Below are 15,862 nucleotides of genomic sequence, written 5' to 3'. Positions count from 1 at the left end.
TAATTCAATGGTATCTGTTAATAACCTTCATACAAAAGTATCATGCCTGGCTACCAGATTTGCATACTAGCCTGTGCGCAGGGAACTCTACCACTATGAATAGTCACTTTACGCGTTTGGCCGTGTTGCTGGCTGCTGCCGGCTTTGTGAACACCGCCTATGCACAATCGGCCGCCGGTATGGCGGCACCAGCCGCCACCATGGCTGGCACTGCGCCGGTAGCTACGTCAATAACCATACCGGCACCTGCGCTAGCCGATAATGCACAGGCAGGCGCGCCAGCGGCTGCCGGCAGTGCTGCGCCAGATGCCAGCGTAGATAGCAGTGTGGATAGCAATGCTAAAGTACTTAGCTGTCAGGCCGGTAACTTCGAGAACGATTTTCAAGCGCTGGTGTGTGATGCACTGGGCACCCGCCTGCCGGTGTTTGGCAGCAGCTTGTTTAGCAGAGCACCTTCTACTTTCAGCCCGATAGAAAATGTACCGGTAGCGGGTGACTACCGCCTGCAGCCCGGTGACGAGTTCGAGCTGACAGTCTGGGGCCAGGTAAACATGCAGCAACGGCTGCGGGTAGATAACAATGGCGATGTGTTTATACCGCAGGTTGGCAAGTTCAATGTTAGCGGCATAGCATTCAGCGAGCTGGAAGGCCGTATCAATGCCGAGGTTGGCCGCAATTTCCGCAATTACCAGCTATCGGTCACCATGGGCAGGCTGAACCAGCTGGCCGTATTTGTAACCGGCTTTGCCAAAAAGCCAGGGCGCTATAACGTAAGCTCGGTAAGCACCCTGCTGAACGCCCTGTTTGCTTCTGGCGGCCCCAGCCAGCAGGGTAGCCTGCGCCGGGTAGAGCTAAAACGCGATGGCAAAGTAGTAGGAACCTTTGATCTTTATGCCCTGCTGCTAAACGGTGACAAACGCACTGACCTGCGCCTGCAAGCTGGCGATGTTATCCATATACCCGCAGTAGGCGAGCGCGTAGCCATAGCCGGCCCGGTAAAAGTACCCGCCATCTATGAGCTAAACCGCAACGAAACACTGGCAGACCTGATGAAATGGGCAGGCGGCCTTACCACCACCGCCAGCAGCCTGCAGGCATCGCTGGAGCGTATTATCAACCGTGAAAACCGCAGCGTAGACCAGATAGACCTGAAGCGTGCAGCAGGGTTAAACCTGTCTGACGGCGATATCGTACAGATCTACCCCATGTCGACCCGCTACGAAAACATGGTGTCTATCCGCGGCAGCATCGGTCTGGCCCAGCGCATACGCTGGAAGCCCGGCATGGCAGTAAAAGACCTGATCCCCAGCCGGGAAATGTTGCTGACCCCGGCATACTGGAACCGCATCAACAGTGCCGTAGACATGCGCACACTGGGTAGTAGCAACCTGCGTTACGAGTTAAAACGCGACGAAAGTACCGAAATCAACTGGGAATACGCCGTGATAGAGCGCATCCGCCCGGATGATTTTGGCACCGAGCTGATTACCTTCAACCTGGGTAAAGCCATAGCCGGCGACGCCGCCAATAACCTGAAACTGCAGTCTGGCGACGCTATTTCCATCTTCTCCAAAAACGATGTACGGGTGCCGGCTGAAAAGCGCACGCGCTATGTGCGTGTAGAAGGCGAGCTGGGCGTACCCGGCGTGTACAGCGTGCAGCCAGGTGAAACCCTGCGCCAGCTGCTGGCACGCGCAGGCGGTCTGTCGCGCAACGCTTATTTGTACGGTGCGGTATTTACCCGGCCCAGCATACGTGACGAACAGCAGAGCATGCTGAGCGACGCCGTAGACCGCTATGAGCGCGAAGTAGAAGCCGTCGCCGCAGCCAAGCTGGCCGATGTCTCCCTGAAAGAAAACGTATCGGCCACCCAGGCAGAGCTGCAGCGCAACCGCCAGCGCATAAAAGACATGCGCAATGTAAAAGCCCTCGGCCGCGTGGCATTTGAATTTGACAGTTATAAATTGGCACTGAAGGACGTGCCGGATATCGAGCTGGAAGATGGCGACAACCTGTACATACCGCGCCAGCCCGCCACCGTCACCATATTTGGCGCGGTTAACAGCCCGTCGGCCTACCTGTATGGCCGCAATAAAAACGTAGGCGACTACCTGGATAGTGCCGGTGGCTATACTCGCTTGGCTGACCAAAGCGGCGTGTATGTATTGCGTGCAAACGGAACGGCTTATGGTACCAATAGCACCGGCTGGTTTAGCACTATAGGCGGCTATCAGCCTGCGCCAGGTGATGCTGTGGTGGTGCCGGAGCAGCTGGAGCGCGGTCTTACCGTTACCCAGAGTCTGAAAGAATGGACCAGTATCCTGTACCAGTTTGGGTTGGGTGCTGCAGGCCTAAAAGTTCTTAAAGATTAACATACCCCCAATTCCACTTATGAATACTGAAAATTCCGATGCCGATTTTGGGCGTTTAAATGTAGGCCACGATGGAATGTCATTCGAGTTATTTTTCGAAGTGGTACGTGAAAGAAAACTTGTATTGACTACAGCAGTAGTTGTGACTGCTGCGGCTTTAGGTATCAGTTTAATGATGAAGCCAGTTTTCACTTCAACTACTGTTATTCTACCGCCTCAGCAGCAAAATAATAGTTTCGCTGCAGCTCTTGGTTCTTTAGGTGCGCTGGCCGGTGTGGGTGGTGTGGGTATGAAAGGGAGTTCCGACATATACGTTGGAATTCTTAAAAGTAGGACTGTAGCAGATAGTTTGATCAAGCGGTTTGCTCTTAAGAGCAAATATGAAGTAGATGACATTACCACGGCTAGAATTAAGTTGGAGGCTGCAACATCTATCAATGCCGGAAAAGATGGTTTGATTACGGTAAGTGTTGATGATTTTGATCCAGTTATGGCGACTAAGCTGGCTAATGGCTATGTCTCTGAGCTCAGGTCTATGAATCAGTCTCTAGCGGTGACAGATGCCTCCCGTCGCCGTGTCTTTTATGAGAAGCAGCTTAAGCAAATTCGAGACGATTTATCTATCGCAGAGACTTCGTTAAAGAAAACGCAGGAGTCAACGGGGTTGCTGCAGCCTGAAGGCCAAGTGAGGGTCATGATCGAGGCTATAGCAATGCTGAAAGCGCAAATTGCAACACGACAAGTTCAGCTAGCATCTATGAGTAGTTTTACTACACCCTCACATCCTGAAGTGCTACGGCTTAAGCAGGAACAAGTTGAGCTTCAGAGGCAGCTAACTCAGATGGAGCAGGGTAGTCAAAGTAACGGTGATATAACTGTGTCTACTAAGAAAGTTCCGGAGATGGGCTTGTCATATTTGCGTGCAATGCGTGAAGTGAAGTATCAAGAAACACTTTTTGAGCTTGTTTCTAAGCAGTATGAAATTGCAAGATATGAAGAAGCAAAGGATAGCTCGTTAGTTCAGGTGCTTGATGTGGCAGTTATTCCCGAGGCTAAAACAAAGCCTAGAAAGGCGCTAATTGTTATAGCGGGTGCCATGTTAGGCCTACTCTGGGGGGTGGTGTTTTCTATCATAAAGATTCAGTTGAGGAAAGATGGTTCACTCGGCAGAAGATTTCTATTTAACTTAAAATTGGCTTTTAAGAAATGAATGATCAACAGATTGTTATGAAAGAAAAATTTCTCAATAAGATAGCAGACAAATCTGCCGTCATCGGCATCGTCGGCCTGGGCTATGTCGGCCTGCCGCTGATGCTCCGCTTTAACGAAGTGGGCTACAAAGTACTGGGCTTTGATATCGACCAGAGCAAAGTCGATGCCCTGCACGCCGGCAAAAGCTATATCGAACACATCAGCGCGGACAGTATCGCCAGCGCCCGTGCGGCTGGTTTTGAAGCCACCACCGACTTCAGCCGCGCGCCAGAGGCAGACGCGCTGATCCTGTGCGTACCGACGCCGCTGAACAAATACCGCGAGCCGGACCTGTCTTATGTGATCAATACCATCGATAGCCTGGTACCGCACCTGCGCGAAGGCCATCTGGTATCGCTGGAATCCACCACCTACCCGGGCACCACCGACGAAGAGCTGCTGCCCCGCATCGAGTCCCGCGGTTTCAAGGTCGGCGAAAATGTTTTCCTGGTGTTCTCGCCAGAGCGCGAAGACCCGGGCAACCCGGACTTCACCACCCGCACCATCCCCAAAGTATGTGGTGGCGTTACCGAAGCCTGCCAGGAAATCGGCGTAGCCCTGTACGGCGCAGTTATCGATAAAGTGGTGCCGGTATCGAGCACCCGCGCTGCCGAGATGACCAAGCTGCTGGAAAACATCCACCGTGCGGTAAACATCGGCTTGGTGAACGAGATGAAGATTGTTGCCGACAAGATGGGCATCGATATTCACGAAGTGATCCGTGCCGCTGCCACTAAGCCGTTTGGCTTTGTACCCTACTACCCCGGCCCGGGCCTGGGTGGCCACTGCATTCCTATCGACCCGTTCTATCTGACCTGGAAAGCCCGCGAGTATGGCGTACACACCCGGTTTATCGAGCTGGCGGGCGAAGTCAACTCATCCATGCCTGACTATGTGATCAGCAAGATTGCCTCGGCACTGAACGAACGCAAGAAAGCCATCAACGGCAGCAAGATCCTGGTACTGGGCATCGCCTACAAGAAGAACGTAGACGATATGCGCGAGAGCCCGTCGGTATTCCTGATGGAAAAACTGCGCGAGCTGGGGGCGGAAATCAGCTACAGCGACCCGCACGTGCCGGTCTTCCCGAAAATGCGTGAACACCAGTTTGACCTTGCCAGCGTCGAGCTTAGCGCCGACAACGTTGCCAGCTACGACTGCATTTTGCTGGCGACAGATCATGACAAGTTTGATTACGAACTGCTGAAGCAACACGCCCAGCTGCTGGTAGACAGCCGTGGCAAATACCGTATGGTTGCTGACAATCTGGTGAAAGCTTGATCATGCTGAATTACGACATTATTACCGACCGCAAGCTGCGCTTTGCCCTGGTAGGCTGCGGCCGTATTGCGGCCAACCATTTCGGCGCCATCGAACAACACGCCGACCGCTGCGAGCTGGTGGACGTTTGCGATACCGACCCGGCCGCGCTGGCTGCCGCCGTGGCGCGTACCGGCGCGGTAGGCCACGCTACGCTGGCCAGCCTGCTGGCCAGCAGCCAGGCCGATGTGGTGATCCTCACCACCCCGTCCGGCCTGCACCCGCAGCAAGCCATCGACAGCTTTGCCGCCGGTTTCCATGTAATGACCGAAAAACCGATGGCCACGCGCTGGCAAGACGGTGTGGCGATGGTGAAAGCCGCCGACCAGGCCGGCAAACGCCTGTTTGTGGTGAAGCAGAACCGCCGCAATGCCACGCTGCAGCTGCTCAAGCGCGCGGTGCAGGAAAAACGCTTCGGCCGCATCTACATGGTCAACGTCAACGTGTTCTGGACCCGCCCGCAAGACTACTACGACCAGGCCGACTGGCGTGGTACCTGGGAATACGACGGTGGTGCCTTCATGAACCAGGCCAGCCACTACGTAGACCTGCTGGAATGGATCGTCGGCCCGGTAGAAAGCCTGCAGGCCTACACCGGCACGCTGGCGCGTGACATCGAAGCGGAAGATACCGGGGTGGTGAGCCTGAAGTGGCGCGGCGGCGCCATGGGCAGCATGAACGTGACCATGCTGACCTACCCCAAGAACCTGGAAGGCAGTATCACCATCCTGGGCGAGAAGGGCAGCGTGCGCGTCGGCGGCCTGGCGGTGAATGAAATCCAGCACTGGGATTTTGCCCAGCCGCACGCCATGGACGACGAGATCAAGAACGCCAGTTACAGCACCACCAGTGTGTACGGCTTTGGCCACCCGCTGTACTACGACAATGTGATCCGCGTGATGCGCGGCGAAGCCGAGCCGGAAACCGACGGCCGCGAAGGGCTGAAGTCGCTGGAGCTGCTGGTGGGCATCTACCGCTCCGCCCGTGACGGCCAGCGCGTGAATCTGCCGCTGGAAATCTGATTGGCATGATTGAGCCGGACAGCCAGTCCATAGAGGTTGGCTGTTTTGTTCGCTGCTTTGCTGCTTCGACATTGGGCAGCAGCCCGTGCGGTTGATTAGCAACAGGCTGGGGCTGCAGCCGTTTTAAGGTTATTCATGAGCTGCAGTGTTCACCCTCATTGCAGACAATGGCGCTGTTATTGGTTCCGATGCCCGCATTTGGCACTGGGTACACAATTGCGGCCAGGCATGCATTGATGGGCGCTGTTCATTTGGCCAGAATGTTTTGTGGGGAATGACCTGGTTAATAGCGACAACGCCAGGGTGCAGGATAACATTTCCATCTATGACGGGGTAACGCTGGACGATAATGTGTTTTGTGGCCCGTGTATGGTGTTTACCAATGTTAATAACCTCGCAGTCATGTAAGTAGAAAATGAGGATCTCAGGACGCTGGTAAAGCGAGGCGCGACCATCGGTGCCAATGCAACAGAGGTATGTGGCCATACCATTGCGAGTTTGCCTTTATTGGTGCGGTTGTAACCCGTGATGTACTGGCCTATGCCCTGATGATTGTGACGCCGGCCAGCGCATTGGCTGGATATGACAGTGTGGCGAACGCTTGCCGGATAGGCCTGTATGAGTTGTCAGGCGAAGTATATTTTTGATAGAAAGTATTGCAAATTTCTATCAAAAATATCTTCAATTTAAATTGCTCCCAAGCTGGTGTTGAAGAATTAGATCTAAGTTAGAAAATAAAAATGAGAGGTTTGTCATGCGCGATATTTTAATGTTGGGAAATTTCGATTTTAGAATAACCATAATATGATTTCTAACTTTAATTTATGATGACTACCTTTTTTGCCAAGCTTAAAAATCCAGTTATTTTGCTGATGCTAAGTACTGTAGTGTCACAAATTGTGCCACTGCTTTTTATGCCATGGATTTCCCGAGTATACAGCCCTGGAGATTTTGGAGCATATGGAGCAGCACTCTCAATTATCTCTTTTTTCGGTATTGCGGCATGTCTTCGCTATGAATTGGCAATAGCACTGCCCAAAAGTGAGCGAGATGCAAGATTAATTTTGATTGCAACACTTGCCATATCTACCATCGTTTCCATATTTTCTGGAGTTGTTTTATTCTTTCTGTCCAGTAGTGGTTTCTTTAAGATCATACCTTATAAAAATCTAGCAGAGATATGTTTTGTAGTTCTCGGTGTTGGGTTTGTCGGTGCCATTCAAAGTCTGAGTGCTTTTGCAAATAGAGTGGGTGACTTTAAATCACTCGCAATTTCACGCATTATTCAGAATGTTTCTGTGGTGGCTTTTCAGATTGGGTTCTTTTATTTTGGAATGGATAGAGGGCTCTACTGGGGTTATTTGCTTGGGCAAGCGTTTTTTGTAGTGTTTATATTTTGGATGGGTGCGACTTACTTTAATTTAAACAAGAAGTTTTTTGTTTTTTTTAGCGTGAAATTTCTAACAGTTAGATCGTTAGGTTTGCTCAGAAAATATAGCGGATTCTTGAAATATGATCTGGCTGCCGCGTTATTAAACACCGGAAGTTCTGTGCTAGTGATTCCGATGATAGGATATAAATATGGTATCGAAGCGTCAGGGCTTTTTTTTCTTGTGCAACGGGTAATTAGTGCACCAGTTCTTTTTGTGTCTTCATCTCTGGCAGATGTATTTCGGAGCAATGTGTCCAAGAAGAGGCGGGAAGGTTTAGATTTTTCATTAGACTTTTTGAAAATGCTCAGGTTGACAATAATGTTGGCAATTGCCCCTGCCGCAATACTGATGCTATGGGGTGAGATGGCATTTATTGTAGTTTTTGGCGCTCAGTGGGCAAAGGCAGGCGCTTTGGCCTCTGTTATGGCCATGATGATGTTCTTCAGATTTTCATCATATCCACTTAGTTTTGTTATAGTGGTTATGCAGAAACAAAAAGTAAATTTTTTTTCAAATGCGTTGACTTTTGTCCTTTTGCTGGCAGGATTTTATTTCTCAGAGAGTATGAATGATTTTGTGCGAATTTATGTGTTCATATACTCTCTATTTTATTTCTTTCAGATTATATACTCTGCTGTGCTTAGTGGTGTTTTTAGGAGTTTTAGGTAAATGACGGTGCAAGATTTTTTATTGTATTTCTCATGGGCCTCATTATTTTCCTTTGCAATGCCTGCATTTTATTTTTTTTATGCGGACTACTTCAGGGGTGGTATTAAGCTGGACCTGATCTCCTTTGTTATTTATTTTAATTTAATATTTTTAATTGGTTTTAGTTTGCTGCTTTTTAATTTTTCCGATGTCTCTAATTCATATTTTAGTCCTTACCCAGTTGAGAAAGTAGTGGGTTTTTCCTTATTGGCATTTTTTTATTTCGTCGTATTTTTTTATTATGCTAGCAAGTTTTTTTGCCATTTTTTTCTTGTTAAATTAAATATTGATGACAGTCGTTTTGATTTGAGTAAAATTTATGATTTTATTGTTGTGCTTTCATGGCTATCATTTGTATTTTTAATATTTCATATTGTTTTTGGTCAAGATGTTGCAATAAAGAATTTCTTTTCGATGAATAGTACATCGTTAGAGCTTGCAACTTCAAGGGCAGAGACTACGCAGGCCTCAGGTTTTTTCGGTGTCTTAGTAAAAGAACTTCTGAAAAATTATATTCCGCTATTGTTTCCTCTTTTATTAATGATAAGGCGCCTAGGATTCAGATCGAAGTTTTTCATAATCAACCTTACTATTGCATTCTTTGCAAGTCTTATTGCAACAGCTTGGTTTATTGAGAAGGCATCTGTTGTTTATTTTGGATTTTCTATCCTGGCGGTTCATTTGTGCTTCGATTCGAATGTCTCTTTTGGGCGTGTTTTGTCATATGTTTCTGTTTTGTTATTCTTCTTGGTTGGTATGTTTTATTTCTTCTATCTTAATGCAGTCGAGAAGGATGGTGTTGGATATTTAATTCAAATATTGAGTCATCGGTTCACTACTCAGGCAGCAGGCTATGTTTTGGCTTTGTATGTATTTCCTGATTATATAGATTTTAGAGGTATCTCTGGTATTTCTGGTTTTTTTGCCAGTGTTGCCGGAGATAAATTTCAGTCGACATATGGGATTTTGATTGATTTTCTAGATCCAGAAAATGCAGCAATTTCTGGTGCGATGTCATCATTTGCTGTTGGTGATGCTTGGGGGCTTTTTGGTATTTGGGGTGTTCTTATTAGTCCATTTGTATGTGGTGTATATTATGGTCTTGCCAATTTGCCATTCAAAGGAAGGGCTAGAGTCATTTTGATGCCATTAGTAATTTTTCTTTTCTCGAAACCGCTTCTGGCTAGTGGGTTTTATGGGTTTTTATATCCAGTTGGTATGCTTTCAATTTTGCTCCCGTATTGGTTATTTTTGCGCATGTTTGCATGGAGAGCTGTATGCAGAAAATAATGGTTATAGGCTATTATGGGGATGAAAATAAGTACGTAGGTGCAATCAGACCGAAGTCACTTTCAGATTTCTTGAGAATTCATGGGTATCAATCTATTTTTTTTCATAATGCTGAAGGTGTAGGCGGTCTTTTTGCGAGAGTTTTATGGTTTGTAAGATTGTTGATATTTTCGCTAAGATTTAAACCTGATACAGTGGTTATTTCGATAGGGCCTTATTGGTATTTTGTCTTATTGTCTATTTTTTTTAAAGTACGGAGTGTTTCTGTCATTATTGATGTTAGAGATGGCTGGTCTTGCAACATAAGTGATCAAGGTCTTCGGCGTCTTTTTAGATTGCGCTTGGCATTAATGATGGAGAGAGTTGCATATTTATTATGTGATCATTATGTCGTTGTTACTCCGGGCTTGAAGGATTACTACTCTTTTATTTTTAAAACATCAAACAAAATAGAAATTATCATGAATGGGCACAGCATTAATTCGGTTGCTGGGTCGATTTTAAACAAAAAACATTTAATCTTTGCTATTTTTGGAAAATATGCTGAATATGGTAGTCATGCAGAAGTGACAACTGAGAAGCTTAAGAAAGTGATGGAGCAGCATGCTTCTAAAGGACTTGAAATATGGCTCATTGGATGTTCAAGCTTAACTGTTCAGCTACTTGAAAGATATGGGATGGCTTCTTTTCTGAAAATATATAATAGGATGCCCTACGATCAAGCTATCAATATTCTGAAGAATGCCTCTGTTGGTGTTTGTGCAGTTAGGGATCAAAAGACTGAGTTTGGTACAAAAATATTTGACTACATAGGCTGTGGCTTGCCAGTTTTTGACTCTTTTGACACTGAGTCAAATGTGCATCATATGTTTTCAGATTACCTTTTGAGTGATTTCTCGGATGATTCGAGTTTTTTCAGGGTTTCAAATTCTATTAGAGAAAATGCATATAAATATCATAGAAATTTCTTTTATAAAAAGTTTTTGGATATCATAGATTAATGACGACGCACATTAAAAAAATTTTAATGGTTGGTTCTGCAAGTTCAATTCATATTAGACAGTGGATTGTGAATATTGCTAGGCTGGGTTTCGAAATTCATCTAATTTCTCAGCATGATGATTTGTATGAATTGAGTACTGTTGATCGTTGCTATTTTCACAGGCTGCCTTTCTTGGGTGGGGTGGGGTATATTTTAAATATCCCATTTTTACTTGGTTTAATAAAAAATATAAAGCCTGATGTTGTGAATTTTCATTATGCAACAGGGTATTCTGCTGCGGCAAGGTTCGTCTGTGATGTCCCTGTTGTGATTAATGCGTGGGGATCTGATGTATATGAATTTCCTACCAAGTCTATACTGCATAAAACTTGGTTGACTTTTAATTTAAAGTCAGCAAGTGTAATTGCCTCAACAAGCTTTGATATGGCGAGAGTTATAAAGGGTTTGGATAAATCGTTGAAGTGTATTGAAATAACTCCGTTTGGTGTGGATGTAGATAAGTTTCGATCTGTAATAGATGGTGATGATAAGACGATTTTTGTTTTTGGTACAGTAAAGTCGTTGCATGATAAGTATGGAATTGATATTCTTATATCGGCTTTTGCTTTGTTTTTGACGCGGGAGTTTCTAGATCGCACCTTTAGTAATGTTGAGTTGCACCTAGTGGGGGATGGGCCGGAGCGAGTCAGTTTGGAGAGTTTAGTCGTGAGTTTAGGCCTGTCAGATTCAGTTAAATTTTTTGGTGCTGTGCCGCATGAATGTGTGCCTGAGAAACTTTCAACTTTGGATGTGTACTGTGCTTTAAGTCGGCAAGAGAGCTTCGGTGTTGCTGTTATCGAGGCTTCCAGTTGTGGTTTGCCGGTGATTGTTTCGGATGCCGGGGGCTTGCCCGAAGTTGTGGTGCACGGGCAAACCGGTTTTATTACCCCGGTGGGTGACATCGAGGCAATCTGTGCCGCCATGCAACGTTTGTATCATGACCGTGGCCTGCGTGAGACGATGGGTAAGAACGGGCGGGATTTTGTCGTCAAGAATTATTCCTGGCAGGTCTGTACCCAGAAAATGTTGAACACATATAAGAAAGCAATTGAATTATGAAAGTTGTAACCGTCATTGGTGCACGTCCGCAGTTCATCAAAGCAGCTAGTGTCAGTGCTGCATTCCTGCAGCTGGGTGTAGAAGAGCTGATCATCCACACCGGGCAGCATTACGATGAAAACATGTCGAACATTTTTTTTGAGGAGCTCGGCATTCCCAAACCATATGCCAACTTGGGCATTGGTGGTGGGGGGCATGGCGAAATGACGGGTGCCCAGCTGGCTGGGATTGAAAAAATTCTTCTTGCGGAACAGCCGGATTTTCTGCTGGTTTATGGCGATACCAATTCCACGTTGGCCGGTGCGCTGGCTGCGGCAAAGCTGCATATTCCGGTAGCGCATGTCGAAGCTGGGCTCCGTTCGTTTAATCGCAGAATGCCGGAAGAGATCAACCGTGTGTTGACCGATCACGCTAGTTCTCTGTTGTTTGCGCCTACCGATATTGCAATCAGCCACCTGGCAAACGAGGGGATTCCGGCTGAAGCTTGCCATCAGGTAGGGGATGTCATGTACGACGCCAGCAAGTTCTTTTCTGACAAGGCGCTGTCCAGATCGCGCATCTTGTCCGAGCTTGGCTTGACCAAGGGCGGTTTTGTTCTGTCTACCATCCACCGTGCAGAAAATACCAACGACCTGCAGCGCCTGACGGTCATTCTGCAGGCACTGGCGGTTGTGGCGGAATCTATCCCGGTAGTACTGCCTATCCATCCTCGTACCCGCCATGTCATTGTGCAACATGGTCTGGATGAGCTGATTGCCAACAAGGTGACATTGATCGACCCGGTCGGCTACCTGGATATGGTCATGCTAGAAATGTCTGCGGCTGTCATCGCTACCGATTCGGGGGGCGTGCAGAAGGAAGCGTTCTTCTTCTCGGTGCCGTGTGTCACCATGCGTGATGAAACCGAGTGGGTAGAGCTTGTGGCATCTGGTTGGAACAAACTGGTTTCCCCTGTAGATGCCAGGCAGTTAGCAGAAGCCATTCTGGGCTCGGTTGGTAATCAAGGTGCGGCGATTGCCCCCTATGGTGATGGCACTGCGTCCATAAAGATCGTCAAAAAGATGTTGGAATACATAAAGGGTTAACGAAGTGAATATTTTGCTGATAAATCACTACGCTGGCTCTATCCGTCATGGTATGGAGTTTCGCCCTTATTACATGGCTAGAGAGTGGCAGAAGTTAGGGCATAAGGTGATGATTGTGGCGGCAACGGAGTCTCATGTGAGAACCGTGCGGCCTGTCAGCGACAAGTCCGTGTCAATTGAGGATATTGATGGCATTACGTATGCGTGGCTGAGAACAACAAAATATAACGGTAACGGTGTTGGCCGAGTCATCAATATGTTTAGTTTTCTGGGGCAGCTTTTCAGGCATGCTTCAGCGCTGCTTGGCTCTTTTAAGCCTGATGTTGTTATTGCTTCTAGCACCTATCCGCTGGATATTTGGCCAGCCAGGCACATAGCACGAAAGTACGGAGCAAAGCTGGTTTTCGAAGTGCACGATCTCTGGCCGCTATCGCCCATCGAGTTGGGGGGGATGTCACCCAAGCATCCGTTTATCCGGTTATTGCAGTGTGCGGAAGATTACGCCTACAAGCACGCTGATCATGTGGTTTCCATGTTGCCTAATGTGAAGGATTACATGGTTTCCCGAGGAATGGTACGAGGCAAGCTGCACATCGTACCCAATGGCATCTGCCCGGAAGATTGGCTGGATGCACCTGTTTCTGCAGATCACGAAACCGTCGTCCGGCTGCAGTCTCTCAAGGCTGCTGGCAAACGGATTGTGGGTTATGCCGGTACACATGGTGTGGCTAATGCGCTCGATACGGTTCTTGATGCAGCAGCGCTGACTACAGACGATAGCATTGCGTACGTTTTGGTGGGCTCGGGTCCGGATAAGGACGCGTTAATGGCCCGGGCCAAACAAATGTCGTTGCATAATATTCATTTTTTGAGCCCGGTACCCAAGGGGCTTATTCCATGTGTTTTGCAATACTTTGATGTGGCCTATATCGGCTTGCAGAGTCAGCCGCTTTTCCGCTTCGGTATCGCGCCTAACAAGCTTATGGACTATATGATGGCTGGTCGGCCTGTCATCATGGCTATAAATGCCGGCAACGACCCTGTAGCTGAAGCAGCATGTGGCATGACTATCTCGCCAGAAAACCCGGCGCTTTTGTACCAAGCGGTTAGCGATTTGTTGGCGGTGCCCGGTGATGAGCGTGTTGCCATGGGCAAGCGCGGGCGTAACTACGTTCTGCAGCATCATGCATATGAGCAATTGGCTTCCAGTTTTCTTTCGATACTCAAATGAACCTGACAACATCCAAATTCCTCCCCTTCGCCCTGCCGGATATCGGCGAGGACGAGATCAATGAAGTGGTCGACGCGCTGCGTTCCGGCTGGGTAACCACCGGCCCGAAAACCCGCCAGTTCGAGGCGGATTTTGCCGCCTACATCGGCGGTGGCGTGGAAGCCATCGCGGTGAACTCCGCCACCGCCGGCCTGCACCTGGCGCTGGAAGCGGTGGGGGTGAAAGAGGGCGACGAGGTGATCGTGCCCAGCTATACCTTTACCGCCACCGCCGAGGTGGTGCGCTACCTGGGCGCGCACCCGGTGTGTGTGGACGTGGATCCGGCCACCTTCAACATCCGCCCGGACGCCATCCGCGCCGCCATTACCGATAAAACCCGCGCTATCATTCCGGTGCATTTTGCCGGCCTGGCCTGCGATATGGACGCCATCATCGCCATTGCGCGCGAGCACGGGCTGAAGGTGGTAGAAGACGCCGCCCACGCCATGCCCACTTACTACAAGGGCACGCTGGTGGGGGCGCTGGATTCCGACGTGACGGTGTTCAGCTTTTACGCCAACAAGACCATGACCACCGGTGAGGGCGGCATGGTGGTGTCGCGCCACGCCGACATCATCGCCCGCTGCAAGGTGATGCGCCTGCACGGCATCAGCCGCGACGCTTTCGACCGCTACACCTCCAAGACCCCGGCCTGGTACTACGAAGTGGTGGCCCCGGGCTACAAGTACAATATGCCGGATACCGCCGCGGCGATGGGCATCCACCAGCTGAAGAAGATCGACGCCTTCCTGCAAAAGCGCGAGGCGATGGCGGCGCGTTACGACGCCGAGCTGGCCGGCCTGCCGCTGACCCTGCCGGCGCACCCGGCCGACGCCGGCAGCAACCACGCCTGGCATCTGTACCCGGTGCGCCTGCAGCCGCAGGCCGGCATCAGCCGCGATGATTTCATCGTGAAAATGGCCGAGCTGGGCATTGGCTGCTCGGTGCATTTCATTCCGCTGCACCGCCAGCCGGTATGGCGCGATAGCTACGGCCTGACGCGCGAGCAGTTCCCGGTGGCCGACGCGGCGTTTGAAGCCGAAGTAACGCTGCCGCTGTACACCCGCATGAGCGACGACGACCAGACCCGCGTTATCGCCGCCGTGCGTCAGCTGCTGGGCCAGTGATGCGCGATCCGCAACAAGACAGCCAAAGCGCCGCGAGCGGCCCGGATGCAAGGCGGACGGCGCGCAGCGACCGAGATAGTACAAACGGTACAGCGAGGGAGCGAGCACCGGCCAACGCAGCAGACGCGTCGCGCAGCAGCTTTGGGCCACCAGACACGCTGCGGCCAACCTTGGCCGCCCGCCCCGGCTCGGCGCTGGCCAAGCGCCTGTTCGACCTGGTGGCGGTGCTGGCCGGGCTGTGGCTGATCTGGCCGCTGCTGTTGGCTATCGCGCTGTGGGTCAAGCTGGACTCGCCCGGCCCGGTGTTCTTCCGCCAGGTGCGGGTAGGGCGTGGCGGCCAGCTGTTCCGCATCCACAAGTTCCGTACCATGAAGATTGGCGCCGAAGCCGCCGGCCAGCTGACGGTGGGCGCCGACCAGCGTGTGACGCGTGCCGGCCACCTGCTGCGCAAGACCAAGCTGGACGAGCTGCCGCAGTTGCTGGACGTGTTGTACGGCGACATGAGCCTGGTGGGCCCGCGCCCCGAGGTACCCAAATACGTGGCGCACTACCCGGATAGCGTGAAGGACATCGTGCTGTCGGTACGCCCCGGCATTACCGACTGGGCGTCGATCCGCATGATCGACGAGAACGAGATCCTGGGCAAAGCCGCCGACCCGGAGCGCGCCTACATCGAGCAGGTGCTGCCGGAAAAACTGGGCTACTACGTGCGCTACGCGCAAAGCCACACACTGGTTGGCGACGTGCAGATCATCGTCGCTACTTTGCTGAAGATCGTGACCCGATAACAGGACAACAAGCATGAGCCGACCGGAACAAACCTATCGGGGTAGCTGCCACTGCGGTGCCGTGCAGTTCGAGGTCACTACCGACTTTCCCGAGC

12 protein-coding genes are annotated in these 15,862 nt (G+C 50.0%); all 12 read left to right on the top strand.

Translation table 11 applies throughout. From position 1 onward, the window contains the following. Positions 1–95: 95 nt before the first annotated feature. The gene (locus PQU95_RS11855; protein ID WP_272752216.1) at positions 96–2,372 is read left to right on the top strand and encodes an SLBB domain-containing protein; all 2,277 of its coding nucleotides are present in this window, start codon (positions 96–98) and stop codon (positions 2,370–2,372) included. Between the two features lie 19 nt (positions 2,373–2,391). After that, entirely contained in the window at positions 2,392–3,582 is a 1,191-nt protein-coding gene (locus tag PQU95_RS11850; RefSeq protein WP_272752215.1) for a GumC family protein, read from the top strand. A gap of 17 nt (positions 3,583–3,599) precedes the next feature. After that, positions 3,600–4,904 (top strand): nucleotide sugar dehydrogenase, encoded by a 1,305-nt coding sequence (locus PQU95_RS11845; protein ID WP_272752214.1) that lies wholly within the window; start codon positions 3,600–3,602, stop codon positions 4,902–4,904. Between the two features lie 2 nt (positions 4,905–4,906). After that, positions 4,907–5,965 (top strand): Gfo/Idh/MocA family protein, encoded by a 1,059-nt coding sequence (locus PQU95_RS11840; RefSeq protein WP_272752213.1) that lies wholly within the window; start codon positions 4,907–4,909, stop codon positions 5,963–5,965. Between the two features lie 824 nt (positions 5,966–6,789). After that, complete coding sequence (locus PQU95_RS11835; RefSeq protein ID WP_272752212.1) at positions 6,790–8,067, top strand: oligosaccharide flippase family protein; 1,278 nt, start codon at positions 6,790–6,792, stop codon at positions 8,065–8,067. Then, positions 8,068–9,396, top strand: coding sequence for a hypothetical protein (locus tag PQU95_RS11830; protein WP_272752211.1), 1,329 nt, complete (start codon positions 8,068–8,070; stop codon positions 9,394–9,396). Next, complete coding sequence (locus PQU95_RS11825) at positions 9,384–10,397, top strand: glycosyltransferase family protein (RefSeq protein ID WP_272752210.1); 1,014 nt, start codon at positions 9,384–9,386, stop codon at positions 10,395–10,397. Before PQU95_RS11830 ends, PQU95_RS11825 begins: the two co-directional genes overlap by 13 nt. After that, complete coding sequence (locus PQU95_RS11820; protein WP_272752209.1) at positions 10,397–11,497, top strand: glycosyltransferase; 1,101 nt, start codon at positions 10,397–10,399, stop codon at positions 11,495–11,497. Before PQU95_RS11825 ends, PQU95_RS11820 begins: the two co-directional genes overlap by 1 nt. Then, positions 11,494–12,582: a non-hydrolyzing UDP-N-acetylglucosamine 2-epimerase gene (wecB, locus tag PQU95_RS11815; protein WP_272752208.1), complete on the top strand. Its 1,089-nt coding sequence runs from the start codon at positions 11,494–11,496 to the stop codon at positions 12,580–12,582. Before PQU95_RS11820 ends, wecB begins: the two co-directional genes overlap by 4 nt. A 4-nt stretch (positions 12,583–12,586) precedes the next feature. Beyond that, positions 12,587–13,813: a glycosyltransferase family 4 protein gene (locus PQU95_RS11810; RefSeq protein ID WP_272752207.1), complete on the top strand. Its 1,227-nt coding sequence runs from the start codon at positions 12,587–12,589 to the stop codon at positions 13,811–13,813. Then, complete coding sequence (locus PQU95_RS11805; protein WP_272752206.1) at positions 13,810–14,979, top strand: DegT/DnrJ/EryC1/StrS family aminotransferase; 1,170 nt, start codon at positions 13,810–13,812, stop codon at positions 14,977–14,979. The genes PQU95_RS11810 and PQU95_RS11805 overlap by 4 nt, the downstream gene beginning before the upstream one ends. 170 nt (positions 14,980–15,149) lie before the next feature. Continuing rightward, positions 15,150–15,767, top strand: a complete 618-nt coding sequence (locus tag PQU95_RS11800; protein ID WP_272752205.1) for a sugar transferase — start codon at positions 15,150–15,152, stop codon at positions 15,765–15,767. The last annotated feature ends 95 nt before the right edge of the window (positions 15,768–15,862 follow it).

Origin of the sequence: Vogesella aquatica, from assembly GCF_028548455.1 — a bacterium.
GTDB classification, from domain to species: Bacteria; Pseudomonadota; Gammaproteobacteria; order Burkholderiales; family Chromobacteriaceae; genus Vogesella; species Vogesella aquatica.
Note: the sequence above shows the minus strand (reverse complement) of the source record. Positions and strands in the feature narration are given on the sequence as shown.